28 protein-coding genes are annotated in these 26033 nt (G+C 44.1%); 26 read left to right on the top strand and 2 right to left on the bottom strand.

All coding sequences use genetic code 11. The features are described 5' to 3' along the window. The first annotated feature begins 84 nt into the window (after positions 1–84). The 13 genes from LKD48_RS11545 (at position 85) to LKD48_RS11485 (ending at position 12856) form a co-directional block, all read left to right on the top strand. A complete protein-coding gene (locus LKD48_RS11545; RefSeq protein WP_069432443.1) occupies positions 85–396 on the top strand; it encodes a CD1845 family protein in 312 nt (103 codons plus the stop codon). Positions 397–491: 95 nt separating this feature from the next. After that, on the top strand, positions 492–1100 hold the full coding sequence (locus LKD48_RS11540; RefSeq protein ID WP_002576209.1) for a type IV toxin-antitoxin system AbiEi family antitoxin domain-containing protein: 609 nt from the start codon (positions 492–494) through the stop codon (positions 1098–1100). Continuing rightward, positions 1097–1951: a nucleotidyl transferase AbiEii/AbiGii toxin family protein gene (locus LKD48_RS11535; protein WP_069432442.1), complete on the top strand. Its 855-nt coding sequence runs from the start codon at positions 1097–1099 to the stop codon at positions 1949–1951. Before LKD48_RS11540 ends, LKD48_RS11535 begins: the two co-directional genes overlap by 4 nt. Continuing rightward, positions 1948–2256, top strand: a complete 309-nt coding sequence (locus LKD48_RS11530) for a hypothetical protein (RefSeq protein ID WP_069432441.1) — start codon at positions 1948–1950, stop codon at positions 2254–2256. Before LKD48_RS11535 ends, LKD48_RS11530 begins: the two co-directional genes overlap by 4 nt. Positions 2257–2310: 54 nt before the next feature. Beyond that, the gene (locus tag LKD48_RS11525) at positions 2311–3723 is read left to right on the top strand and encodes a relaxase/mobilization nuclease domain-containing protein (RefSeq protein ID WP_308732070.1); all 1413 of its coding nucleotides are present in this window, start codon (positions 2311–2313) and stop codon (positions 3721–3723) included. 281 nt (positions 3724–4004) lie between these two features. Beyond that, positions 4005–4955, top strand: a complete 951-nt coding sequence (locus LKD48_RS11520) for a helix-turn-helix domain-containing protein (RefSeq protein WP_195601560.1) — start codon at positions 4005–4007, stop codon at positions 4953–4955. A gap of 129 nt (positions 4956–5084) precedes the next feature. Continuing rightward, on the top strand, positions 5085–5789 hold the full coding sequence (locus tag LKD48_RS11515; protein WP_058722591.1) for an energy-coupling factor transporter transmembrane component T: 705 nt from the start codon (positions 5085–5087) through the stop codon (positions 5787–5789). Between the two features lie 2 nt (positions 5790–5791). Beyond that, on the top strand, positions 5792–7204 hold the full coding sequence (locus tag LKD48_RS11510; RefSeq protein ID WP_257340045.1) for an ABC transporter ATP-binding protein: 1413 nt from the start codon (positions 5792–5794) through the stop codon (positions 7202–7204). 32 nt (positions 7205–7236) lie between these two features. Further along, the gene (locus LKD48_RS11505; RefSeq protein WP_257340046.1) at positions 7237–7854 is read left to right on the top strand and encodes an MptD family putative ECF transporter S component; all 618 of its coding nucleotides are present in this window, start codon (positions 7237–7239) and stop codon (positions 7852–7854) included. 159 nt (positions 7855–8013) lie between these two features. Next, positions 8014–9828: an ABC transporter ATP-binding protein gene (locus tag LKD48_RS11500; protein ID WP_308732069.1), complete on the top strand. Its 1815-nt coding sequence runs from the start codon at positions 8014–8016 to the stop codon at positions 9826–9828. Positions 9829–9830: 2 nt separating this feature from the next. Further along, positions 9831–11567, top strand: a complete 1737-nt coding sequence (locus tag LKD48_RS11495) for an ABC transporter ATP-binding protein (RefSeq protein WP_257340051.1) — start codon at positions 9831–9833, stop codon at positions 11565–11567. A gap of 24 nt (positions 11568–11591) precedes the next feature. Continuing rightward, complete coding sequence (locus LKD48_RS11490; RefSeq protein WP_058722586.1) at positions 11592–11963, top strand: metal-dependent transcriptional regulator; 372 nt, start codon at positions 11592–11594, stop codon at positions 11961–11963. Positions 11964–12430: 467 nt separating this feature from the next. Next, positions 12431–12856, top strand: a complete 426-nt coding sequence (locus tag LKD48_RS11485; protein WP_195601563.1) for an RNA polymerase sigma factor — start codon at positions 12431–12433, stop codon at positions 12854–12856. A 59-nt stretch (positions 12857–12915) separates the two neighbouring features. Here LKD48_RS11485 and LKD48_RS11480 read toward each other — a convergent pair whose 3' ends face one another. Further along, complete coding sequence (locus LKD48_RS11480; RefSeq protein WP_004797313.1) at positions 12916–13290, bottom strand: helix-turn-helix domain-containing protein; 375 nt, start codon at positions 13288–13290, stop codon at positions 12916–12918. Between the two features lie 655 nt (positions 13291–13945). Here LKD48_RS11480 and LKD48_RS11475 point away from each other — a divergent pair. The 11 genes from LKD48_RS11475 (at position 13946) to LKD48_RS11430 (ending at position 24652) form a co-directional block, all read left to right on the top strand. After that, the gene (locus LKD48_RS11475) at positions 13946–14296 is read left to right on the top strand and encodes a type II toxin-antitoxin system PemK/MazF family toxin (RefSeq protein ID WP_002576184.1); all 351 of its coding nucleotides are present in this window, start codon (positions 13946–13948) and stop codon (positions 14294–14296) included. 79 nt (positions 14297–14375) lie between these two features. Then, on the top strand, positions 14376–14537 hold the full coding sequence (locus LKD48_RS11470) for a hypothetical protein (protein ID WP_171905590.1): 162 nt from the start codon (positions 14376–14378) through the stop codon (positions 14535–14537). A 55-nt stretch (positions 14538–14592) separates the two neighbouring features. Then, complete coding sequence (locus LKD48_RS11465; protein WP_308732068.1) at positions 14593–16272, top strand: recombinase family protein; 1680 nt, start codon at positions 14593–14595, stop codon at positions 16270–16272. Between the two features lie 39 nt (positions 16273–16311). Continuing rightward, positions 16312–16503 (top strand): DUF6019 family protein, encoded by a 192-nt coding sequence (locus LKD48_RS11460; protein ID WP_308732067.1) that lies wholly within the window; start codon positions 16312–16314, stop codon positions 16501–16503. 24 nt (positions 16504–16527) lie between these two features. Beyond that, entirely contained in the window at positions 16528–17217 is a 690-nt protein-coding gene (locus LKD48_RS11455) for a response regulator transcription factor (RefSeq protein WP_308732066.1), read from the top strand. Continuing rightward, entirely contained in the window at positions 17193–18458 is a 1266-nt protein-coding gene (locus LKD48_RS11450; RefSeq protein ID WP_308732065.1) for a sensor histidine kinase, read from the top strand. Before LKD48_RS11455 ends, LKD48_RS11450 begins: the two co-directional genes overlap by 25 nt. Positions 18459–18636: 178 nt before the next feature. Continuing rightward, entirely contained in the window at positions 18637–19311 is a 675-nt protein-coding gene (locus tag LKD48_RS11445; RefSeq protein WP_015520995.1) for an ABC transporter ATP-binding protein, read from the top strand. Then, positions 19308–21752 (top strand): ABC transporter permease, encoded by a 2445-nt coding sequence (locus LKD48_RS11440; protein WP_308732064.1) that lies wholly within the window; start codon positions 19308–19310, stop codon positions 21750–21752. The genes LKD48_RS11445 and LKD48_RS11440 overlap by 4 nt, the downstream gene beginning before the upstream one ends. Before the next feature lie 45 nt (positions 21753–21797). After that, positions 21798–22163, top strand: a complete 366-nt coding sequence (locus LKD48_RS16650) for an integrase core domain-containing protein (RefSeq protein ID WP_408628578.1) — start codon at positions 21798–21800, stop codon at positions 22161–22163. Between the two features lie 375 nt (positions 22164–22538). Beyond that, positions 22539–22910 carry a BlaI/MecI/CopY family transcriptional regulator gene (locus LKD48_RS11435; RefSeq protein WP_308732063.1) on the top strand — a complete coding sequence of 124 codons (372 nt, stop codon included), beginning with the start codon at positions 22539–22541 and terminating at the stop codon, positions 22908–22910. After that, positions 22907–24652 (top strand): M56 family metallopeptidase, encoded by a 1746-nt coding sequence (locus LKD48_RS11430; protein WP_308732062.1) that lies wholly within the window; start codon positions 22907–22909, stop codon positions 24650–24652. The genes LKD48_RS11435 and LKD48_RS11430 overlap by 4 nt, the downstream gene beginning before the upstream one ends. A gap of 251 nt (positions 24653–24903) precedes the next feature. Here LKD48_RS11430 and LKD48_RS11425 read toward each other — a convergent pair whose 3' ends face one another. Next, positions 24904–25257 carry a cupin domain-containing protein gene (locus LKD48_RS11425; protein ID WP_308732061.1) on the bottom strand — a complete coding sequence of 118 codons (354 nt, stop codon included), beginning with the start codon at positions 25255–25257 and terminating at the stop codon, positions 24904–24906. A 140-nt stretch (positions 25258–25397) separates the two neighbouring features. On the opposite strand from LKD48_RS11425, the gene LKD48_RS11420 reads away from it, so the two are divergent. Together LKD48_RS11420 and LKD48_RS11415 are read left to right on the top strand one after the other, a co-directional pair. Next, the gene (locus tag LKD48_RS11420) at positions 25398–25724 is read left to right on the top strand and encodes a winged helix-turn-helix transcriptional regulator (RefSeq protein ID WP_118616258.1); all 327 of its coding nucleotides are present in this window, start codon (positions 25398–25400) and stop codon (positions 25722–25724) included. 117 nt (positions 25725–25841) lie between these two features. Continuing rightward, positions 25842–25946 carry a helix-turn-helix domain-containing protein gene (locus tag LKD48_RS11415; RefSeq protein ID WP_308732060.1) on the top strand — a complete coding sequence of 35 codons (105 nt, stop codon included), beginning with the start codon at positions 25842–25844 and terminating at the stop codon, positions 25944–25946. The last annotated feature ends 87 nt before the right edge of the window (positions 25947–26033 follow it).

Below are 26033 nucleotides of genomic sequence, written 5' to 3'. Positions count from 1 at the left end.
TTACCCATATCCTTGCCTTTTGGCTGTGAGACAGGGATAATGGAATCAGGAACAGGAACTGTGATTTTGGGAGGAGGCATAACAATGAGGGCATTGGTATTTTTGTTGAAACTGCTGTTGAAGATCGTGATGGTTCCGGTGATTCTGGCGCTGACCCTGTTCGTTTGGATTTGTGTGGGGATCGTCTATGTCTCCGGTCTGGTGCTGGGGCTTATCAGCATGGTGATCGCCCTGCTGGGTGTGGCGGTTCTGCTGACCTGTTCCCTGCAAAACGGCATTATCCTGCTGGTGATGGCAGTCCTTATTAGTCCCTATGGTCTGCCGATGGCTGCCATCTGGCTGCTGGGCAAGGTGCAGGACTTGAAGTTTGCCATTCAGGATTTGGTTTATGGATAAAATGCGCGGTCACAAAAATGCCAGACAGTGTCTGTTAAATTGCTATATTTACTTCTGTGCTACATCCGTGTATAATAGTAGCACGAAAGGAAGTGATGGATGTGACCAAATCAGAACGGTTTGAGCAATTAGACAGACTTCTGACCGAGCATGATGGGATGCTGCAAACCGCACAGGTAATCGCCAGCGGAATTGTAAAACCCATTTTTTATGAATATGTCAAAGAGAAAAATCTTCAGCAGGTTGCTCACGGAATTTATGTCTCCGAGGACACCTGGATTGATGCGATGTTTCTGTTACATCTGCGATGTGGTCAGGCAGTATTTTCCCATGAATCAGCGCTATTTTTCCATGACTTGACAGACCGGGAACCATCTCCATACGCTATCACGGTGCGCAGAGGGTACAGCACCACTCGCTTAAAGGCAGAGGGCCTTTCTGTTTACACCATCAAACCAGAACTATATGAGGTAGGGCTGACAACTGGCCAAACACCTTTTGGGCATACGGTTCCTGTCTATGATATGGAGCGCACCATCTGCGATCTGCTCCGCAGCCGAAGCAGCATGGAAATACAGACTTTTCAAGGTGCGCTGAAGATGTATGCCAGAAGAAAGGACAAGGATCTGCGGACTTTGATGCGGTATGCCGGTATGTTCCGGGTTGAAAAAATTTTACGGCAGTATTTGGAGGTGCTTTTATGATAAAGACAGCAAGGCAGCTAAAAGATTTGATTCGCAATCTTTCCAGAGAAAAATCTGCGGATGCACAGCTTTTAATGCGAAACTATATGATGGAGCGTTTTCTGGAGCGTATTTCCCTTTCTGAATATCGTGATAAATTTATTCTGAAAGGCGGGATGCTGGTAGCGGCAATGGTTGGACTGGATGCCCGTTCCACGATGGACTTGGACGCTACTGTAAAAGGAGCCAATGTTAATGTAGAGGAGATCGAGAACCTGATTTCTGCTATTGTGAGTGTGCCGATTGATGATGGCGTCAAATTTCAGCTGAAAAGCATTTCAGAGATTATGGATGAAGCGGAGTATCCTGGGATTCGGGTCAGCATGACTACAACCTTTGACGGTGTGGTGACACCTTTGAAGATTGACATTTCCACAGGGGATGCCATTACCCCCAGGGAGGTACGCTACTCTTTCAAGCTGATGCTGGAAGATCGCTCCATTGACATTTGGGCATACAATCTGGAAACCGTTCTGGCTGAAAAGCTGGAAACAATCATCACCAGAACCACCACCAACACCCGCATGAGAGATTTCTATGACATCTATATTCTGGATCAGCTCCACGGGAACACATTGAACCGGCAGACGCTCTATGATGCACTGTTGGCAACTGCTAAAAAACGCGGAACCGAACGGCATCTTGCAGAAGCTGTGGATGTTTTGAATGAAGTGGAAAGCAGTTCTGTGATGCAGAAACTTTGGGAATCTTACCGCAGGAAATTTTCCTATGCGGCAGATCTGGAGTGGAACATCATCATGAGGGCGGTTCGCAGTTTATATGCGCTCAGTGAAAAGGAATCGAGCCTATGAAGAAGAATGGGCATTATTGTAAAGTCTGCGGAGAATATAAGGCTAACGAAAAATTTTCCGGCAAAGGTCATGCGGCGCACATCTGTAAATCCTGTGCTTCTTTATCGCCGGAGAAACAAGCGGAGCAAATGACGGTAAACCGCTTACTGAATCTCCCTTGGCGGTTATCAAAGGAGCAGATTTCCTGGCTGAAAAACCGAATGAAAGATAAGCGCCCGGAAGTTCGTGCACTGGCAAAAGAACAATACGAGATGAGGTTTCCTCCGAAGCGGTTAGAGGACATCGAGGACGATTTTATAGAATAGCAAAAGCGGTCTGCACCATGCAGGCCGTTTCTTTTTTAGAAAGGAGGCCCTTCTATGGCAACCACACGCATCATGCCCCTGCATATCGGAAAGGGGCGCACTGAGAGCCAAGCAATCAGCGATATTATTGATTATGTGGCAAATCCGCAAAAGACTGACAACGGAAAACTAATTACCGGCTATGGCTGTGACAGCCGGACCGCCGATGCAGAGTTTCTGCTGGCGAAGCGGCAATATATCGCCGCCACCGGGCGGGTGCGCGGGGCGGACGATGTGATCGCTTACCATGTGCGCCAGTCATTCAAACCCGGTGAAATCACGCCGGAAGAAGCCAACCGTCTGGGCGTAGAATTTGCAAAGCGTTTTACTAAAGGCAATCATGCCTTTGTGGTCTGCACTCACATAGACAAGTCGCACATTCATAATCACATTATCTGGTCATCGGTCAGCTTAGAATATGACCGGAAGTTCCGAAACTTTTGGGGCAGCACCAAGGCGGTTCGTCGGCTAAGTGACACCATCTGTATTGAGAATGGACTGTCCATTGTAGAGAATCCGAAACTTCACGGAAAGAGCTATAACAAATGGCTGGGCGATCAGGCAAAGCCATCTCACCGAGAGCTGCTTCGTGTGGCGATTGACAAGGCATTATCACAAAGTCCTGCTGACTTTGAAGAACTGCTGAAGCTGTTGCGAGAATATGGTTGTGAAGTCTCAAAGCGCGGAAAATCGTATCGACTGAAACTCTCTGGTTGGGAGAAAGCCGCCCGCATGGACAGTCTGGGCGAAGGATATGGATTGGAAGATTTGCGGGCAGTTCTCTCCGGGAAGAAAGCACATACCCCGCGAAAGAAAACAGTCACACAAGCAGAGCCGCCCAAGGTCAATCTGCTGGTGGACATTCAGGCAAAATTGCAGGCTGGAAAAGGTACTGGCTATGCTCAATGGGCTAAAGTTTTCAATCTGAAACAAATGGCGCAGACCATGAATTACCTGTCAGAGAACAATCTGCTGGAGTATGCGGTTTTGGAAGAAAAGGCTACGGCTGCCACGGCACATCACAATGAACTTTCGACGCAGATCAAAGCGGCTGAAAAGCGCATGGCAGAGATCGCTGTTCTGCGTACTCACATCGTAAATTATGCCAAGACCCGTGAGGTCTATGTGGCATACCGCAAGGCGGGTTACTCTAAGAAATTCCGGGAAGAACATGAGGAAGAAATTCTGCTCCACCAGGCTGCTAAGAATGCCTTTGATGAGATGGGAGTCAAGAAGCTTCCCAAGGTCAAAGAGTTGCAGACGGAGTACGCGAAATTGCTGGAAGAAAAGAAAAAGACCTATGCCGAGTACCGGCGTTCCCGTGAGGAAATGCGGGAGCTTTTAACGGCAAAGGCAAATGTAGATCGAGTGCTGAAAATGGAGGTAGAACAGGATGTTGAAAAAGAAAAAGACCACGGCCAGCGGTAAGCTGGTCCTGGTCAAAAGCGTTCGCAGAACGCGCAGCCACAGAATGAAATTCTGTGTTCAAAGGGGCTTGGGGGCGCTGCCCTCAACAAGCAAGCGGAGAGGAAAATCACAAAGGGATTTTCTTCTCTGCGGGCCTGTGTGTATTAACACAGGCATTGCTTGCCAATATTATCCCGAATCTGGACTCGTAAAAACATGAACGGGCTATTTTCTTGAATTTCGTCCAGGCGTGTGTTATTATAAAATCAGTAAGTTATAATTAACTGATTGGAGTGAGGATAATGGGAAATGCCAGTTTCAATCAAGACTGGTACGGTATGCAGGCCAAAGTTCTGGCGCAAAGTGATGATCGTGTAGTCGTAGATTATGGCTGCAAAGGCCGGGGAATTGTAAAAAACTATAATCTGTTTGAGGGAATACAGCTTTGTTTCCTCGATTTTGAATCAGATGAGTCTATGGAAACACAAAAGTTTAATCCAGATATTATTCAGATCACGCACTGCCAGACCGGCCGGTATGAATGTGAATTTGCTAACCACACTGTATCGTATTTGCCAGAGGGCTATTTTAGCGTTGCGGCAACAGAGCATTTGCCGGTTTCCTTTTCTTTCCCTTTGGGAAAATATTACGGCGTCAGCCTCGTCATTGACCGTCAGGCGCTTTCAGATGGAACACGCCGGATGATGCAGACAATCCCTATTGACCTTGATAAAATAGGAACAACGCTGGGACTTGAAACACGGTGGTATGTCAGTGATACCCCAGCGCAGTTGAAGCATCTGTTTTCAGAATTATATTCTGCCGCTGAGACGGAGCCAATCGGCTATTTCAAAATCAAAGCTATCGAATTACTATACCACATGGATCAGTTGACACAGATTAACGGGTGCGATTTGAAGTATTTTGATAAGAAACAGATACAGACCACAAAAGCGATACGAGAATACCTCATTTCCCATTTGGATGAAAAAGTGTCTCTGGAGCAGTTGGCAAAGGAAGCACACTTAAACCTCTCTGTTTTTCATTTGGTTTTTTCTCATATCTACGGAGACACACCCTATGCGTATCTCAAAAAATACAAAATGAATTTAGCAGCCCAGTGGCTCTCGAAAGATAAAATGAAAATCGGGGATATAGCTTTAGAACTCGGATATAGCAATGCCAGCAAATTTGCTAAAGCGTTTCAATCTGTGTATGGGATGTTACCAAAGGACTATCGAAAAAATAAATAGGAAGAACGGGCTATTTTCTGCATCATCTCAAAGGAATGGAGCGGAAAAAAATTGAGGGACTGTGTATAATGGGTTGATGCAGTTAGCTTTATCTAACTGCATCAACCCATTTTTAGGAGGTGGTGATTTGTGCTTGTTATAGACACACGAATAAAGTTGTTGTTATTCATTCTTATCAACTTTATGGTGTTCGGCTTGAAGGATTTCATTCTTGGCAGCGTGTGTTTTTTCTTTATCTGTATCCTTTCGTGCCTGATGGGGCAGAAAAAGATTGTATTGAAATACCTTATCTTTTATGTGGTGATTGCGGCCATACAGCAGCTTTGCGCCTTCCTTCCCCAGGCCATCGAAACTATTTTGTCGATCTTCACATTGTTTATTCGGGTGATGATACCCGTGGTACTCTTTGCCTCAACCTTTATCGCTACAACGAAAGTCAGCGAATTGATTGCGGCCATGTACTCGCTAAAAATTCCTCGGAGCATTACCATTACATTCGCTATGGTATTGCGCTTTTTTCCGACTTTCAGTGAGGAGATCCACAATATCTATGACGCGATGAAGTTAAGAGGCATCGCACTTTCGTGGAAAAATGTATTCACGCGCCCTGTGCTCATTCTGGAGGCAATCGCTATCCCCATCGTGATGCGCTCTGCTTCGATTGCAGAAGAATTATCTGCTTCTGCGGTGACACGAGGCATTGATAATCCGGCACAACGAACTTCGTTCATTCAGCTAAAAGTTCATGCTAAAGATTGGATGGTACTGTGCTTCTTTCTTGTTGCCTTCGTTGTGCTGTTTTTCTGCAAATACCAGATATATGGGAGGATATGATGATGATTGATATTGACCATGTATCTTTTCAATATTCCGGCGCTGAACAGGAAAATCTGCAAGATTTCAATTTGCAGATTAAAAAGGGGGAGTGTGTTGTTCTCACTGGCGAATCTGGATGTGGAAAGACTTGTGTGACCAGGTTGATAAATACGCTTATTCCCCACTTTTACGAAGGGGAAATGTCCGGGGCGGTTCTCATTGACGGAGTTGATACCCGCACGATCCAACCGCACGATTTGTCAGACAAGATAGGCTCTGTTTTCCAAAATCCGCGCAGTCAATTCTTCAGCCTGGATACGGACAGCGAGATTGTGTTTGGTATGGAAAATAAGGGGATGCCTTATCAAGTGATGTTGAACCGTTACCAACAGACTATCCGGGAATTACATATTGAAAAGTTAAAGGATCGCAACCTGTTTGACTTGTCCGGCGGGCAAAAGCAGACCATAGCCTTTGCCAGCGTTTACGCATTAAATCCTGATATTTTTGTCTTGGACGAGCCTTCCTCAAACTTGGATCCGGAGGCCATCCAAGAACTACGGCGGCTGCTTTTGCTGATTAAGGCGCAGGGAAAAACGATTGTTGTATCCGAACATCGCCTTTACTTCTTGAATGGGATTGCAGACCGCATTGTCCTTATGGAACATGGTAAGCTGAAACAATCTTGGTCCGCCCGTGATTTTGCTTTACTCAGTACCGAGCAAATCAAGGCGCTGGGACTTAGAAGCTATACGCCTGCAAGGTTAGAACTTCCAGAAACAATGCCATCTCGAAACGATACCCCGGCTGTCGAAGTTAAAGATCTTGCGATAGGATATGAGAAAGGGAAACCCGTGGCGCAGCACCTGAATTTTCGTGTCTACCCAGGAGAAATTGTTGGTGTGGTAGGAAAAAATGGATGTGGGAAATCAACTTTAGCCCGGACTTTATGTGGCTTGCAGAAGGAACTCCGTGGAGAAGTTCTATACCAAAACAGTATGATCCCAAGCAAACGGCGGATCAGGAAAGCATATCTTGTCATGCAGGACCCGGACTATCAAATGTTTACCGATAGCGTTTACCAGGAACTACTGCTGGCATTATCTGACCAGAAGGATAAAGACGAAAAGAGAATAGACGATATTCTGGATGAGCTGAATTTGACGATTTATAAAGAGCGGCATCCAATGTCCCTATCAGGTGGGCAAAAGCAGCGCACTGCTATCGGCGTTGCGGCTCTCCGGGATGCAGAGGTACTTATTTTTGATGAGCCTACAAGCGGCTTGGACTACAAAAACATGGAGAGTGTTGCAGGAATTTTAAGTGCGCTGTCCAAAAGAGGGAAAGCCATCTTGGTGATTTCCCATGACAATGAACTACTGATGAAGATTTGTTCCCGTGTCATTCGCATGGATGAAAAGACTTCATCTTAGTTATATACCAATAATAGAAAGGGGCTATCTATATGAGTGAACAAGCAAAAGCTGTCGGCGTGTCCGACAAAATGAAGGCAAAGGACTATATTACACTGGGCATTTTTACGGTTCTGTTCTTTGCCGTAGTAATGGTGTGCATCTTTGCCTCCGCAGCTACCGTGGTGACCTTTGCGTTTGGGAGCGCCATTGCTGCAATTCCTGGAGGCATTATCTATATGCTGATGCGCGCTAAAGTGCCAAAGGCCGGGAGCGTTCTCTTGAGCGGTGTGGTGATCGGCCTGATTGAGTTTCTGATTGGCGCAGGATGGGCGGTTGCTGTCGGTTTTATTGCCGGTGCCATAATTGCGGAGCTTCTGGCCCGTATCGGCCACTACAAGAGCTTCTGGCTGAATACCATTGGCTATTCCGCCTATATGATGTTCTTTGCGCTGGGAACCTATCTCCCTATGGTCATTATGACCGGCTATGTGGATGATATGTCCACCTCTAACGGTGTGAGTGCTGAGTATCTGGCAGAGTTACATAGCTTTATGAATGGAACAATGGTAGTCATTATCGCCGTTGTGACTTTCGTTGCAGGCATCATCGGCGCTTTGATTGCAAAAGGTGTGTTCAAAAAGCACTTCCAGAAGGCAGGCATTGTCTAAGGGCGATATAGTTGCGACTAACTCTCTGGTATCTTTGGGCTATTTTGGACAGTGGAACAGAGTTATGGAGTAGCAGGCAATTCCAAAGGTTGATAAAATGAGTGGTGAGGTTAGAAACTGCTAACCTCACCATTTTCAATTTTAAGGAGGGTTCATGCTATGTCAAACGCAAAGTCGAAACAAGCAAAACCAAAGACGGGTTTGGCGCGATGCATGGAATTGGCTTCTGACAGAAAGGGCCTTGTGTTCTTAGCTGCGGTTCTTTCGTCACTGGCGGCCATTGCTTCGTTCATCCCGTACATAGCGGTCTATTTTATGATCCGCTCGATTATCGGGGTTTTCCCGAACATTGACCAGTTGGATATGGGGATGGTCATGAATTACGGCTGGCTGGCGCTCGCCGGGATCGTGGCGAATATCCTGCTATACTTCCTGGCTATTTTCAGTTCACACATGGCAGCGTTCGGAACGCTGTACGAGTTGAAGGTTCTCTTTGCAGACCATATTACTAAAATTCCACTTGGGTATCACCTGACGATTGGCAGCGGACGTCTGCGGAAAATCATGGATGAAAACATTGAAAGCGTAGAGGGCTTTATTGCTCACCAGTTCCCGGATTTTGTCGCTTCTATTACAGCTCCCATTGTCATGGTCATCATCCTACTGGCCGTTGACTGGCGGTTCGGTCTTGCCTCTCTGGTCGGTATCATTCTGGCGTTTGTTGCGGAGTTCATTGGCTTTGGCAGCGGCGAGATGAAAGAGAATATGGGTAAGTACCAAAAAGCCCTAGAAGAAATGAACAACGCTTCTGTGGAGTATGTTCGTGGAATGTCGGTTGTAAAGGCGTTTAACCAGACCGCATCCTCTTTCAAAAAACTCAAAGAAGCAATTACCGGATATACAGAGTGGGTCCTGAAATTTTCCCTGGGCTGGCAGAACTGTATGCCCGCTTTCACCACAATCATCAATAATGTTTATCTGATCCTTGTACCTGTCGGAATTTTAATCGGCTCCAGGTCGGATGATTTTGCTGGGTTTGCCATGACCTTCATTTTCTATTTGCTCTTTGTACCCGCAATTTCCGGTGTACTGAACAAAATCATGTATATCTCCGAATCGTTCATGCAGATTGATGGGAATGTGGCTCGGATGGATGAAATTCTGAACATCCCTGAAATGCCGGAAACATCTCATCCTAAGAAACCTGTTGGGGATGATGTTGCTTTCCACGATGTCAGCTTTTCCTACACGGGGGATGTTTCCGAGAAAGCCCTGGAAAATGTATCTTTCTCAGCAAAACAGGGACAGATCACAGCTATTGTCGGCCCGTCCGGCGGCGGCAAAAGTACGATTGCCAATCTGATTTCTCGGTTTTGGGATGTATCTTCTGGCAGCATTACCATCGGCGGCGTAGATGTGCGCGATATGGCGGAGGATGACCTGATGCGCCATGTCAGCTTTGTGTTCCAGGATATTTTCCTGTTCAAGCAGAGCATCTTGGATAATATCCGTATGGGCAATCCTTCGGCCAGTGAGGAACAAGTGATTGCGGCGGCGAAAGCGGCGCAGTGCCACGAGTTCATCTCCAAACTACCGGGCGGGTATCATACGGTGGTCGGCTCCAAAGGCATCCATCTCTCTGGCGGCGAGCGCCAGCGAATTGCCATTGCGCGGGCCATTATCAAGGACTCGCCCATCATCGTGCTGGATGAGGCAACGGCGTTCAGCGACCCGGAGAATGAATACCTGATCCAGAAAGCTTTTGAAAAGCTGATGCAGGGTAAGACAGTTATCATCATCGCACACCGCCTCTCCACGATCCGCAATGCAGATAAGATTATTGTCATGGAGAAAGGGCACCTGATCGAAGAAGGAAAACATGACGAGCTGGTGGACGCAGGCGGACGCTATGCGCAAATGTGGAACCACTATACAGAAGCGATTGGCTGGAAAATCAGCGGAAAGGCGGTGTAACTATGAGCAGATTACAAAAAGCTCTCTTTTTATCAGACAAAGGTTACGCAGATCTGAAAAAAGCAATCTTCGCCTGCACATTGACGAACTTGGCTATGCTTCTTCCGTTCTGTGTAACTGTTATGATTTTCAGTGAAATTCTGACTCCCTTTGTCAATGGCGGCTCCATTCAGTGGAACCATATCTGGATGCTGTGGGGCGCGGGTATTGTTTCGGCCATTCTGGTATTTCTGGCTGCTAAAAACGATTACCGCAAAACCTATATTGCCTCATATAAAGAGTCGAACACGACCCGGCTTCGGATTGCGGAGCATCTGCGGAAACTTCCGATGAATTTCTTTAACACCAAGGACCTTTCTGAACTGACCACAAATATGATGGCAGATTGCAGCAGCATGGAATCCCTGCTCAGCAGCACGATCCCTCCGCTGATTGCAAACGGCATCACGGTGACCCTGACCTGCATCCTGCTGGCCTTCTTTGACTGGCGGCTTGCTTTGTGCGTATTTATCACGGTTCCGATTGCCTTCCTCATTATCTGGCTCAGCCGGAACCATCAAAAGAAGCTGTTTGAAAAACAGGTTGACGCAAAGCTGGTTGCTTCTGACCAGGTACAGGAATACTTGGAAGGCATGAAGATCATCAAGTCCTGCGGGCTGTCCGGTTCTCATTTCAGCGCGCTGGATAAAGCTCTGTTAGCAATGAAAAAAATCGCCATCAAAGTGGAGATGGCTGTCGGCGTGTTCATGTCCAGTGCAAGTATGATTTTGCAGGCTGGCATCGGTATCACGATTTTTGTTGGCGCTATTCTTCTAACACAAGGACAGATTGAGCTTCTTCCTCTGCTTATGTTCCTGCTGATGGTCACACGGATTTATGGACCGATCCTGGCGATCCTGGCGAACCTGTCCTCACTGCTGAATTTGAATGTGGTCACAAGTCGTATGCGTACCCTGCTCACTACCCCTGCGATGGACGGTGAAGGAAAAACGGTCCCGAACTGCGATATTGAGCTTTCCCATGTGACCTTTGCCTACAATCAGGAAGATGTCATCAAAGATGTTTCTTGTAAAATTCCCCAGGGGAGCGTGACTGCCCTTGTTGGCCCGTCCGGCTCCGGTAAAAGCACGATTTCCAAACTGATTGCCCGGTTTTGGGATGTTCAGCAGGGAAAGATCACCGTGGGCGGAAAAGACATTAAGAGTATGGAGCCGGAAAGTCTCATGTCTTATATGTCCTTCGTGTTCCAGGATGTGACCCTGTTCAATGATACGGTTATGAACAATATCCGTCTTGGCAATCCAAACGCAACGGACGATCAAGTAATTGCTGCGGCCAAAGCCGCCTATTGTGATGAATTTGTCCGGGAAATGCCGGACGGGTATCAGACGGTCCTCGGTGAGAACGGCAGCACTCTTTCCGGCGGTGAGCGCCAGCGTATTTCCATCGCCCGCGCATTGCTGAAAAATGCACCCATTATTCTGCTTGACGAGGCAACAGCATCCCTTGACCCGGAAAATGAAGTCCTGGTTCAAAAGGCGATTGCCAAACTGGTGGAGGGTAAGACGGTCATTATGATTGCTCACCGGCTCCGTACAGTTGTAGATGCAGACCAAATCCTCGTCCTTGACAATGGACGGTTGGCAGAGTATGGAACCCACGATGAGCTGATGAAGAAGAACGGATTGTACCATAAACTGTTCCATATCCAACAGGAGAGTCTTGGTTGGGCTGTGTAAATTGTTTTAGAAGGGAGATGTTCCATGAAACTTCATGCGTCCGGGGAGGACTACCTGGAAACCATCCTTGTTCTCCAAAAGAAACTCGGTATGGTACGCTCCGTAGATGTGGCCCGGCACATGGAGGTGTCAAAGCCCAGCGTGTGCCATGCAGTGGCTACCTTGCGGGACGGCGGCTTTCTCACAATGGACGAAGATCACTTTCTCCATTTGACCGATGTGGGCCGCGAGGTGGCTGAAAGAACCTATGAACGCCACTGTTTCTTTACCGAGCAGCTTATTGCCGCAGGCGTTGATCCCAAAACTGCGGAGGCCGACGCCTGCCGGATTGAACACATTATCAGCGATGAGAGTTTTGACCGGCTGAAAGAGGCAGCCGCACAAAAGCAAGAATAAACCGAATAAGCCAAGCGATCCTACCCCCGACCAACGGGGAAAAGAAAAAAACCGTTGCAGGGCAGGTAGCTTCGTGCGCCCATAATGGATTTTCAAGGACTGCGGCGGTTTTGAGTAACATCAAGGCCGCCGTTCCTTATGCCCTCGACAAAGGAGTGACGACTACACGCTGACACGGCGGCTTTAGGAGGGAGCCGCCGTGAAGCAAAGACCGCTTCGACATAATTCGGCAGGAATTTACCTGTCAAAAAAAGCCTGACCGTCAATCGGTCCCCATCTGCTTATGAACAGGCACTATCGTGGCTGGTCCATAAGCGTCATAAGTCCTCTTTTAGCAGCGCCAGCCGCCGTTCTTCGGATGCTGGCGCTTTTGTTTGTCGTTTTTTCGGGAATTTCCCCGAAAGGTGTCGCTCACCGCCTTCATTTCGGTTCACCCGTCAACCCGTGAATCGAAATGGAGGTACATAATGCAGAAGATCAATCTTCGGGAACTGTATCCCGATGTGTATAAAAGCGATGTCTTTGTAGACGTGGCCGAGGAAGTCGTGGCCGCGATCCGGGGCCAGGAGCAGGACGATGCCGCCTATGAACGCCGGAAGTTCCGGCACAAGGCTCACTACTCTCTGAACCGGGAGGATGGCATTGAAAACGATGCCCTCAACCGGCCACTCACCCCGGCGGAAGTCCTGGAGCAGAAGCTGCTGCGGGAGGAAGTGTATGCCGCGCTGATGCAGCTGACCGCCATCCAGGCCCGGCGTATCTACGCCCGGTTTTACCTGGGCATGACGGTGGCCGAGATCGCCCGGATCGAGGGTGCTGACCGCCGCCGCGTGTGGGAGAGCATCCGGCGCGGACTGAAGAAGCTGGCGCGGTTGCTGGATACGGCCCAATAACCTGACCGCCGCATAGCGGCAAAAAGAGAGCCGGTGGAGGTTTTTATTCCTCCACCGGCTTACTTATTCTCTAAATGTTCATCTGGGTCAACCCCAGCCGTCTGCACCATCTCTTTTAGCTCATCAGTCAACGCACGGGTCGAGTTTAACAGCACTTTTCTGGCAGCCGGAGGGCACGAAAGGTAAAGCTGCCGCATATCGTTGGCGGCTTGCTCATCTTCAGGCAGATCGAGATTCATCAGGGAATCTAAAGATAAATTCAAGACTTTGCAAAAAGCGCGCAGAACCTCAAAAGAAGGATTCTTCACCCCTCTTTCGCAGCCTTGAACGTGCTTTAGAGAAACGTGGCTCAGATCTGCGAGTTCCTGCTGCGTCAATCCTTTTTCCTTACGCGCTTTTTGTATCCTTCGTCCCAGCTCTTTTATCAGTTCCATAGGCACTATCGTCTCCTTTATCATATTTTATCGTGCCCATTTCCTTGCAGGAAGAACCTCATAAAAGGCGTTTTTGAGTACGATAGTACCTATTTTGTTGTGCTTGTAAGGAGATTGCGCTGTCCGCAGCTTCTATGAAGGGACAAGGCAAAATATTTTTTCAAATAAATCGCAGTACAGACAGGACAAATCGCCTGTTTTTGTCATGGCTGTCAAGAAGGAGCTTTTCTTTCGCTGACCTTTGACAACTGAATACACGGCAGAACAGGTACATAACCCGCGCATGAGCGAGTGCAGGACGCCGCGAAGATGGAGCAGCCAGGAGGTGATGGACAAGCTGTTTCGGAGCGATCAACGTCCCTGTGACCCGGATGGTGGCACATCCGGCGCGATGAGGGCGCGGGGGCTTAAAGATACTTCCTCACGGCCCGCCAAAGACTTGGGGGGAACCCTGCGGCACACGATACGAACGATGCTGCGGAGTTATGACAGCCGCGCCAGCGGAGACCTGTTGTGTTCCCATCGTCAGGGGGCGTGGCAAATATGACGAGTAATCCGAACAGAATAACAGTAGCCGCACCAGGTTTTTTATCCGAAGATTTCTTTCAGACTGGTGCGGCTGTTTAAGTATTAAGATATTAAGGAGGCGAGAGTGATGTTTGAAAAATTCCATCGAGGTGACATATATTCGGCTGATTTAAGCCCTGGTATCGGCTCCGAACAAAGTGGCTCTCGTCCTGTACTCATTCTTCAAAACAATGTGGGAAATTGTTTCAGTCCTACGATTATTATTGCAGCAATTACCAGTGTAAGCAAAAAAAGCAGAAAGTTCCCCACGCATTACCACTTAAATGACAGATGCGGTTTGGTGAAACCATCTGTTGTTATGCTGGAACAGATCAGAACAATCGACAAGTCGAGGTTAAAAAACTATATTGGTCATCTAAACAAGGATGACATGGAAAACATAAACAAGACGCTCTTGTGCAGTCTGGGGATTACATAAAAGTGCCGAAAGGCCGTATCATTTTCAGGCTGTGCAAGTAGAGTTATAATTTCGTTAGGAATTGCGGAGGTGATTCTGAATGGAGAATATCCAGCATAAAAGCGCATTGATTCCTTCAGATGAAATCCGGTCAGAAGAACTTCTGGCGGAACAAAAATTTGAAGCGTTTATCACTTCGCTGGCACATATCATCGAGAAATATGGTATGAGAGTGCTGGGCGAGGTTGACGGAGCTGCGTGAGAATCGCAGCTTTACATAGGATATTTTCCAAAAGTAAATTTTGGAGGTATGAATTATGAACCGATATGGAAAACGCTGTGTTTTGTATCCGAGGGTCAGCACAGAGATGCAAGTGGACGGATACAGCCTGGAAGGTCAAAAAAATATGCTGACACGATTTGCGGATCGTGAGGAAATGATCGTTGTTGATACTTATGAAGATGCCGGTAAATCCGGTAAATCCATTGAGGGACGGCCTGCCTTTCAAAAAATGCTCAGAGATATTGAGGATGGCTTGGACATTGATTATATTTTAGTGTATAAGCTGTCACGGTTTGGCCGTAATGCAGCAGATATACTTAACTCTTTGGAGCTGGTTCAATCTTATGGTGTAAATCTGATTTGTATAGAAGAAGGGATTGATTCCTCTCAGACAAGCGGAAAACTTTTGATTTCTGTACTATCTGCTGTAGCTGAGATTGAGCGTGAGAATATTATCGAGCAGACGATGAACGGGCGGCGCGAAAAGGCACGGCAGGGTGGATGGAATGGTGGCTTTGCTCCTTACGGATATACACTGGAAGATAACAAGCTGATGATTGAAGAAACAGAGGCTGTGGCAATACGGAAGATTTTTGAATTATATACTTCATCGGAAATTGGTTTGGGTGGTATCGCGAATCAGTTGAATTTACAAGGTATACGGAAAATTCCGAGGCAGAATGGCACATTAGAGGATTGGACAGGACATTTCATTAAACTGATATTGGATAATCCGGTTTATTGCGGTAAAATTGCCTATGGACGGAGAACGAAGGAAAAAGTCAAAGGCACAAAAAACGATTACCAGATGAAAAGAAATGACGATTACATTCTGACAGAGGGACAGCATAAAGGAATCGTTAGTGAGGAGGTATGGGAAAAGGCTCATGCCAAGCGTCTTAGAACCGGAGTAAAGCAACCGTCAAAAATTGGGCGGGATCGAGTCCATTTGTTATCCGGTCTGCTGAAATGCCCGGTTTGTGGAAGTCCCATGTATACGAATAAACACGCATGGACAAATAAAGATGGCACTTACAAAGAAATTTACTATTATGTATGTAGTCGGAATAGAATGGTCAGGGGTAAGCATTGTGAATATAAGGCAATGCTGAAAAAGACCGATATTGAACCGATGGTCATTGAGGCAATTCGTGAGATCGTAAGGAATGAGGAATATGCCCAGGCCATTAAAAAACGGATTGGCGTTCAGATTGACACGAAAGCAGTGGATAAAGAACTGGAGGGCTATCAGGCAAAGCTGAAGGAAGTTGATCTGAATAAAACAAGATTGGAACGGGAAATTGACAGTCTCCCTGCTGATGCAAAATACCGGGAACGAAAGCTCCATGATATGACCTTGCGGTTAGATTCCCTATATGATGTCATTGTTGAGCTGGAGGAAAAAATCGAAGATGCCAAACTTCGGCGAGATGCAATTAAGCAGCAGGCAATTACTCTTGAGAATATTTACAAAATCATGGTGAATTTCGACTGCGTTTATAATATAATAAATGACGAAGAAAAGAGAAATGTGGTCACAGCCTTGATTAAGGAAATTGAAATTTACAGAAATGACGAGTCTGAATATCCGCTAAAGCGGATTGGCCTGAATTTTCCGGTGTTCAAGGATGGCGGGGAAGTTACGGAACTTTTGTGGGACAAAGGGAATACCGTTGAGACGGTTGTTCTTTTGTCAAAACTGCAGCAGAAATAAAAAGAGTCTGATAGAGCGGGATTTGACGGAGGTAATGAAATGTTTGAAGAATTAGGAATTAGTTTTGGCACAGCACTAATCGTTTTACTTACATTGTATTTTATAGTTAAGTGGGCTGTCAAAAATGGAATAAAAGAAGCCTATAGAGATATTACAGGGAAAGTCACTACCGAAGATATTGAGGAAGAACAAATATGTAATGAACTAGGTCTTAACGAAGAGGAGAAATAGTTAATAAAGAGAGGTGCATATGCTATGCCAGGTATACTCGTGGTTGAAGATGATGAAAATTTAAATCGTGGAATTACATTTTCACTGAAAAAATCCGGATATGAGGTTTTTTCAGCAGAATCAGTGAAAAAAGCGAAAAGAATTGCAAGTGATAATAATGTGGATGTTACCATTTGTGATGTGAATCTTCCAGATGGGAATGGTCTGGAATTTGTAAGGTGGATGAGATGCAATTATAATACATACATTATTTGCCTTACAGCACTAGATCAGGAGATAGATCAGGTCATGGGATATGAAGCAGGGGCAGATGATTATATTACAAAGCCGTTTAGTCTTTCGGTACTTCTTTTGAAAATAGAAGCACATTTCCGCCGCAGACAGGAGAAAACGGAAGCCGGAAAGCTGATTTCGGGAGATATCGTATTTATCGCAGGAGAAATGAAAGTCCTGATAAAGAGTCGTGAAATCAGTCTGACAAAAACGGAGTTGAAAATGCTGACTTTTTTTCTTCAGAATCCGAAACAGATTCTTTCAAAAACACAAATATTGGAAAATGTGTTTGATCTGGAAGGGGATTTTATGGATGAAAATACAATCGCTGTCAATATCAGAAGACTCCGTGAGAAAATTGAAGATAATCCGGCTGCACCGGTTTATATAAAGAATATCAGAGGTCTTGGATATATATGGAATCAGGAGGTAAGGCAGTGACAAAGAGATATCGCAAGAAGATTACAGTAGTGCTCTCCTTGGTATTACCTGTCATATTATTGTTTGCAATATTAAATTGCTTTACCACGTATGTGTTTTATGAAGATTATAAATATAAAATGAATCTTATGACAGAGATTGCTGCAAAGGAAGAATTTTCCGGGCTGGATGCTGTTTCGGAATTGCTTAAGGATAAGGATATTGAAGCCAACGAACAGGGGAGGCGATTATTGGAGCAATATGGATACTGGGGAAATAAAGGGAATGCATTTTATTCGCAATTCTGGCATCAGGTTATGGTGACTGGTGCTGTAAGCACTGTGATATGCGTGCTTCTTTTGACTTTTTTACTTTATTGGAAGAAAAAAGAAGATGCGAGTCATCAGAAAATTTTAGACCAGTTGGAAGAAATTCTGATCAGATTCCGTGAAAATAAATTTGATGATTTACTGAAAACGGAAAATCACGCAGAACTGGAAAAATTGAATGACCAGCTTGAAGCAATCGGACATCATATTCAGTTGCTAAAGGAAGAAGCAAGGGAAGAAAAAGAGAGCACGAAAGAAATAGTTTCTGATATTTCTCACCAGTTAAAGACACCGGTTGCAGCTTTAGATATATGTTTTAGTGTGCTGATGCAGAATGACTTAAGTGCCATAGAACAGGAGGAGTTTCGTGTCCGTTGTCGGAGTGCTCTGGATGGACTGGAGACATTATTGCAGTCGCTTCTTGAAATATCCAAGATGGAAACTGGACTGATTCAGATGAATAAGAAAAAACTTCCGCTTATGGATACTGTCATATCTGCTGTGAACCGTACTTATCCCAAAGCGGATGAGAAAGAAATTGAATTCGTTTTTGACTATGAAAAAGAGCTGGAAGCATGCACGATTATGCAGGACAAAAGGTGGCTTGGTGAAGCTGTGATCAACGTTCTGGATAATGCAATCAAGTACAGTCCGTGTGGTTCAAAAATATTTATCCGGTTACAAAAAAGGAACGATTTTGTAAGAATGGAAATTGAGGATCAGGGAATTGGTATTCCGCAGAATGAGTATCACAAAGTTTTTCAACGATTTTACAGAGGAAGTTCCAGGGAGGTCATGGAAAAGAGTGGTACAGGAATCGGACTTTTTCTATCAAGAGAAATTATCGAAAAACACGCAGGTACGATCACGGTAACCTCCGGCAAAAAGAAAAAAGGAAGCACGTTTGTGATTCAATTACCATATGTTGGTTAAATTTTAAGTGAGCAGAACTCTTACAATTCTGTAAGAGTTCTGCTCGTTTTTTGAAAGTGAAATGAAAGATTGTCCTGATACAATTTGGATGTAGGTTGAAAAATGACCAAATATATAAACAGGCAAAGAAAGTGTGCTGAAAAGGTACGTTTTACAGAATTGAAAAGGAGGTAGCACATTGAGTGTGATATTAGAAACCAAGCAGCTTTGTAAGTTTTATGGCGCAGGTGAGAATCAGGTCAAAGCGGTCAATCAGGTGGACATTCAGATTGAGCAGGGAGAATTTGTAGCAATTGTTGGAAAGTCAGGATCCGGTAAAAGTACATTACTTCATATGCTTGGAGGGCTTGATACCCCTACAAAAGGCAGTGTTACTTTGGCAGGGAAAGATTTATACAGGATGAAGGAAGATGCCCTTGCTGTTTTCCGCAGAAGAAAAATCGGATTTGTTTTTCAGGCATTTAATCTGGTTTCATCTGTTAATGTCTGGGAAAATATTGTACTGCCACTGGGGCTGGATGGAAGAAAAGTGGATGAAGCGTATGTAAATGATATTATTGCAACTCTGGGGATTGAAAAGAGGATTTACAATCTGCCAAATCAGTTATCCGGAGGACAGCAACAGAGAGTAGCAATTGCAAGAGCACTGGTGAATCGTCCGGAAATTATATTTGCAGATGAGCCGACAGGAAATCTTGATTCTAAGACCAGTGATGAGGTGATTGCCCTGCTTAAGATGACAGCAAAAAAATATGGACAGACAATTGTAATGATTACCCATGATGACGAAATTGCACAGGTCGCTGATCGTATTCTGGTAATTGAGGATGGACAGGTGGTGGATTTTAGATGAAGACAATAAGCAGGATTGCATATAGCAATGACAAAAAGAACAAGACAAGAAGTATACTGATTATGATGTCCATATGTCTGACTACGATGCTGCTTGTGATTATCAGTACTGTGGGAAATGGAATGATCCGTTTACAGAAAAGTCAGGCGGCAGGCTCATATGGAAGCAATTATGGTTTGTTTGTCGCAGCAGATGCCTCGCAGTTAAAGGACGTACGCCGCCGTGCGGAAATAGATGCAATAGGAATTATGTGTACAGAAGGCATAATTAAAGGCAACGAAAACGGTGGTTTTGTCTGCATGGATGAGACTGCAAGAAAAATGCTTCCCTATAATAAGGAATATGAGTTAAAGGAAGGAAAGTATCCGGGGGGAACGCAGGAAATTGCTGCAGGAAGAGCATTTTTTAGTGAAATGGGATATGATGATGTAAAGGTCGGAGATACGGTTACACTGGATTACCGTGCAGGGATGCGGTCAGAATATAAGCCGGAAGAATTTGTTGTCAGCGGAATCCTATATGACCGGGATGAGTATACCATCGAGGCATCTTATGTTGCTTTCGGGTCACAGGAGTTTTACGATGAGCATGTCGCAGAGAATGACAGACAGTATAATATTTATTTTACTTTAAATGATTCTGCAAATGTATCTATGAATAATATTGAACCGGTTATAAAACAGATTGCAGCATCTTGTGGGATCGAAGAAAAAAACGTTATAATAAATGATTTCTATCTGCAATGGATCTTGCAGCCGAGTTATGAAACGATTGCGGTATGTGGAATGCTGATTCTTGCAATTGTACTTTTCTCTGTTGTGGTCATTTATAATATTTTTCAGGTCGGTATTGCCAACAAGATACAGGAGTATGGAAAAATCAAGGCTCTGGGAGCGACAAAAAAGCAGATGAAACAACTGATCTTCAGAGAGGGCATTTTTTTGACAATTTTTTCAATACCGGTTGGATTTCTTTTTGGATTTCTGATTGCAAAATACGGTTTTAACTGGCTGGTAGAACAGGGGAACCTTGTATCAACCCAAACTGGTTCTATGGGCGTTCAAAACCAGCAGGTGCCACTGTTTTCCCTGCCTGTTATGCTTCTATGTATTTTCGTATCATTTCTTACCGTTGCTTTGGCACTGCGTAAACCAATGAAAATTGTTTCACGGATTTCACCTATCGAAGCAACACGGTATTTAGAAAATGTAGAAACACAAAAAAAAGGAAAACGAAATGGCAGAAAAAATGTCACCGTGTTTTCTATGGCAATGGCAAATGTAACGGGTAATCCCAAAAGAACTATTGGTACTATCCTCACAATGGGTTTTTCTTGCGTATTGTTTGTGATTATCTCTAATTATGTGGGAAATATTGACACGGAGCATGAAGCACGTCTTTTTGTTAATCATGGACAATTTGAACTGCAGCTTGACTATTCTGCTGAGTATGATGAAAGATATCCGGAGAATAATCTGGATACGATTCTGACGGATGATCCATTGAATGATTCGCTGATTGAAGAAATCAAAAGCATTCCGGGAGTAACAGATGTCATGACGAGAGAGATTGTCTCTGTAAATCTGAACGGAACAAGATTTCCGGCTACTATTGTGAGTAAAAAGGATTTTGATTTTATGCGCCAAGAAGGGGATATTGGCTCTATGGACTATGATCAGGCGGTAAAGAATGGTGATATTTTCTTTGGCTGGTCGACGTGGATGGAACAAGATGGATATGCTCCGGGTGAATCCATTGCATTTGACTTTGAGAATGGAAGTGGAACCTATACCTATCAGGGAAAGATTGCAGGATCCTTTGTAAGTGCGGACACTTATCTTGTCATTCCGGAAGGTGTATACCGTTCCATGAATCCGAGAGGAACAGCCTATGGCTATTTGTGGATGGACTGTGATAAAAAAGATGTGGCATCTGTGGAACAGAGTCTGAATACTTTGATTTCTAATACTTCACATATAAAAATGGATACCTATCATGCACAGTTACAATCTGCAGAATTAGCAGCCCGCATGATGAAGCTTGGCTGTTATCTGTTTATGGCAGTTGTAGGACTCATCGGTTTTATGAATATGGCAAACACCATGATCATGAATATTACGACAAAAAAGCAGGAATATGGTGTATTACAGGCTGTGGGTATGACAAATAAACAATTAAATTTATGTCTGCAGTTACAGGGACTGATTTTTACGGTTGGTACCATATGCGTAGCTTTGATCATTGGTCTGCCGCTCGGCTATGCACTTTTTTCCTATGCAAAACATAATGGAATATTTGGAATGAATATCTATCATGTTCCAATCGTACCAATTTTTATTATGATTTTTTTGGTCGGTCTGTTGCAGATTGTACTTTCCTGCGTTTTAAGCAGTAATCTGAAAAAGGAAACGCTGGTAGAAAGAATAAGGTATCAGGGATAGCAAGTAATATGTAATGAACTAGGTCTTAACGAAGAGGAAAAATAGATAATTTCCAATTGTATTAATACTGATTTGGCAATAAATACTCTGAAGACAGCCCTTAAAAAGGAAAAACATCCTAAAGTGATTTTGCACTCAGATCAGGGAGTTCAGTTTACCTCATGTGAATTTGTAAATTTCTGTAAAGACAATAATATAACACAAAGTATGAGCAAGGCTGGCTGTCCTTATGATAATGCTCCGATGGAAAGATTTTATAATACGTTCAAAAGCAATTTTTATAACGTAACTTCATTTTCAAATGTAGAGGTGATGGATGAACTAACTACTAAATACATAAATTGGTACAACTATGTTCGCCCTCATTCACACAATAATTATTTAACACCAATGGAGGCTCGTTACAAATAGGTATTTATCGAACAAAGTGTTACAAAAAAGCTTGACCAGTACAGATATTCTATTTAACCTATTGAGAGAACCAGTGGGACAGTAAAAAAGCCATTTTACCTGTCCCCGTTGGCTCTATTAAACAATATATTATGAAAGGCTATGCTATCAATGAAAGGCGTTTGCAGGCATTAGAAAAAACAGTTGATATACAGAGCAGAATGCTTGCCGATGCACTTGATATAGAGGAACTGCTTGATAGCTAACTAACGATTTGTCCGTGGGAGAGATCCTGCGGGCATTTTTGTATCTTTTCTATGAACTCTATTGATTTTGCTTGTCTAATATGGTAGACTATACATAGAATCTAATGGCGTAGACAAGGAGGTTATGAATATGGATTTTCCGAAGATTCACGAAAGCGAATATCGTTTTTGTTTGATTATGTGGGAGTATGAGCCGGTTACTGCTGCCCAGCTTGTAAAGCTCTGCCAGGAACAACTTGGTTGGAAGCGAACCACCACTTATACTGTTATCAAGCGCCTTGGAGAGCGTGGCGTATTAAAGAATGATAACAGCGTCATTACATCTCTCGTTTCTAAAGATGAAGCACAGGCGTATGAAATTGACGAACTGGTTGAGAAAAAATTTCAGGGTTCTTTGCCCGCATTCATCGCTGCTTTTACGAAGCATCAGGATATGTCCGAAGATGAACTCGATGAAGTGCAGCGTATGATTGACTGCATCAGGAAAGGAGGTTCGCAATGAACGAACTTTTTTTGAAGATCATCAACATGAGCATATCGGCAAGCTGGCTTGTCTTGGCTGTGCTGATTCTCAGATTCGTTCTGAAGAAAGCTCCAAAATGGATCAATGTTCTACTTTGGGGAATTGTAGCCATCAGATTGATTTGCCCATTCTCTTTTGAAAGCCCATTGAGCCTAATTCCAAGTGCCGAAACCATTCCACTGAACATAGGCATGGATACCACCCCTACCATCAATAGCGGAATAAGTGTAATAAACAACGCAGTTAATCCCATCATCAGTCAGTCCAATACGCCGATGGCTGGTGCCAGTGTAAATCCGCTGCAAATCACTATTGGTATCTATGAATACATCTGGATTTTCGGCATGATTGCACTTGCACTATATACGGCTATCAGCTATTGGCGTTTGCGCCGCAAAGTTGATACTGCTGTTCGCTACAAGGACAACATTTTCCAGAGTGAGAATGTAAGCTCTCCGTTTGTGCTTGGCATCATTAAACCAAGAATCTACCTCCCGTTCAAAATAAACGGTCAGTATCTGGAACACGTTGTTGCCCACGAGCAGGCACACATTCGTCGTAAAGACCATTGGTGGAAGCCCCTTGGTTTCCTTTTGCTTATGATCCATTGGTTCAATCCTCTCATGTGGCTGGCTTATGTTCTGCTGTGCCGTGACATCGAGCTTGCTTGTGATGAAAAGGTCATCAAGGAACTTGGCAACGAGCAGAGAGGGGATTATATGCAGGTACTTGTGGCCTGCAGCGTAAATCGTCGTATGATTGGCGCTTGTCCTCTCGCTTTTGGTGAGGTTAGTGTTAAGGAGCGTGTGAAGTCTGTGATGAATTATAAGAAGCCTGCGTTCTGGGTTATTATTATTTCGGTCATTGTTTGTGTCGGCGTCGCAGTTTGTTTCCTGACTAATCCCAAGCAAGATAGCTATACATTGCGAATTGTTGTTCCCGCAGGAAGTCAAGAGAAATTTGTATATACGGATGAGGAAGTCAGCACAATCAGAAATTCAATTAAAATATGGTCTGGTGATGGATTGGGTGATACGGAAGTCCTTTTATCTCCAGTCAACAAAACAACAGAAACCAGATACACAGCCACTTATCTTACACATGGTATGCCTGTGGAATTTGATGCAGAAAAAGATACGTGGTTTAAGATTGGTGTGAATATGCAGAACTCCACCAATGAGGACATTATTGTTTATGTTGAAGTAGAAAATGTAGAAGTGCGTATTGTGGATGAGATAAATTCTGTAATAAAGTGGTTTGATTACACAGAGAACCCCTCTGCCATGGATGATGAATCAACTATAAATCTTCCAATATATCCAGATGTTACTTTCAGCTACAACCAGGCACAGATAATTGCGTCAAAACCCTTTGACACCTCAGAACTTATCGACCATACAATTTTGATTACCGGAATGCCGATTTGGAATGCGTACTTTGCAGATCTTACCGGTGATGACTATCCAGAAATCTGTGCTACATATACCTTTGGTTCAGGCATCATTGATAGTCGCATAATCATATATGACTATGCAAAGGGAGCAAGCTATGAGCTGTCTGATCGAGGATATTTCGATTTTACCCTCAGATTGAATGAAGCTGACGGATACCTCTATGTAGATAAAACGAAATATAATACTGATGAACTGGTAGAAACTGGCCGATTAGTTTTCAAGAATAATTGTATTCAGATTGAAGGTTTTTCCAACGAAGCGAATTAGGTGTTCCAAGCTGAAATCCTTGAAACTTATCCTGCACGAATTGCGGATGTTTATAGCATCAAAGTTGCAGCAGAAAAGGGTAGACTAAACTGATTTGAACTAAATTTTGCTGGAAATATATCTTTACAAAACAAAATAAGGAAGAAATAAGAACCAGGGAGATAGTAAAAGCCATTTTACCTGTCCCCAATGGCTCTTATGGATAAAAAGGCACAGTCGCGGAGGCGATTGTGCCTTTTGTCAAAATAAGATTAATATACTACTGCATCATTTGCTGTAAATTTTTCCAGCGAGTTTTCCTTAGTCTGAACACAGACAAATGAAATTCCAGCATCCTCAGCGGCAAAGAACTGACGCTTTGCGGAAGGAGAAATTCTGATCCAATCACCAGCAGCGAGAGTAATTTCCTCTCCGTCAATAATAACTTTTCCCTTGCCAGAAAGGATACCGTAAACTTCTTCGTTTGTTTTATGAGAATGTACGAAAGGAACATTAGCTCCTGCAGGAAGAGTATTAATACTTATTTCAGCACCTGTGAGAGAAAGGGCTTCGTGAAGTTCAACTCGACCTTCATTTCCGATATTTGTTTTTGCATAGTTTGTCATGGTATATACCTCCATTTTTCTTAGTGTTTGTTCTTACAGCCATATAATACTATGTTACGCATTCAAATGTAAGTACGCACCTTTTTGTAACTATACATTCAAAAAAGAATGTGTTATAATTTGTTTGGAGGTAAATGCATATGAAGACAAAAGATGAGCTTCCTGTTTGCCCAGTGGCCACAGCAGTGTCACTTGTAGGTGGCAAATGGAAACTTCTTATTATACGAAACTTAAGAATGCGGTCATGGAGATTTAATGAGCTGCAGCGAGATTTGGAAGGTATATCTCAGAAGGTATTGACGGACAGCTTAAGGCAGATGATGGATGATGGTCTTGTATACCGACACGATTATCAAGAAATGCCGCCAAGAGTTGATTACAGTTTAACTGAATTGGGGGAAAAACTGCTGCCGATTATGGATGCGCTGGCAGATTTTGGAAATTATTATAAATCTGCTATTAAGTAAATCATCCTGGACAGTAAAGAAGCCATTTTACCTGTCCCTATTGGATCAACTCTACGATCCGTAGGTAGCGAAAGCCATCCATATACCGTAAAATAGGCACATGGAGGTAAAAGTATTATGAATCAATATGTAACAGGAACTACGATTAAGGAATTGCGCGAAAAAAATAAGATTACGCAGGTGCAGCTTGCTGAAAAGCTTGGTGTGAGTGATAAGACGTGATGTGACCCCAAAAAGTTAGACTTTTTAGCGTAGCAGTTTTCGGCTGCTACGCATTTTTATGCAGCCAAGTGGGTGAGCCGATATTCC

This window comes from Anthropogastromicrobium aceti (assembly GCF_020687335.1).
GTDB lineage: Bacteria > Bacillota > Clostridia > Lachnospirales > Lachnospiraceae > Anthropogastromicrobium > Anthropogastromicrobium aceti.
This window is presented reverse-complemented; position numbering and strand designations above follow the sequence as displayed.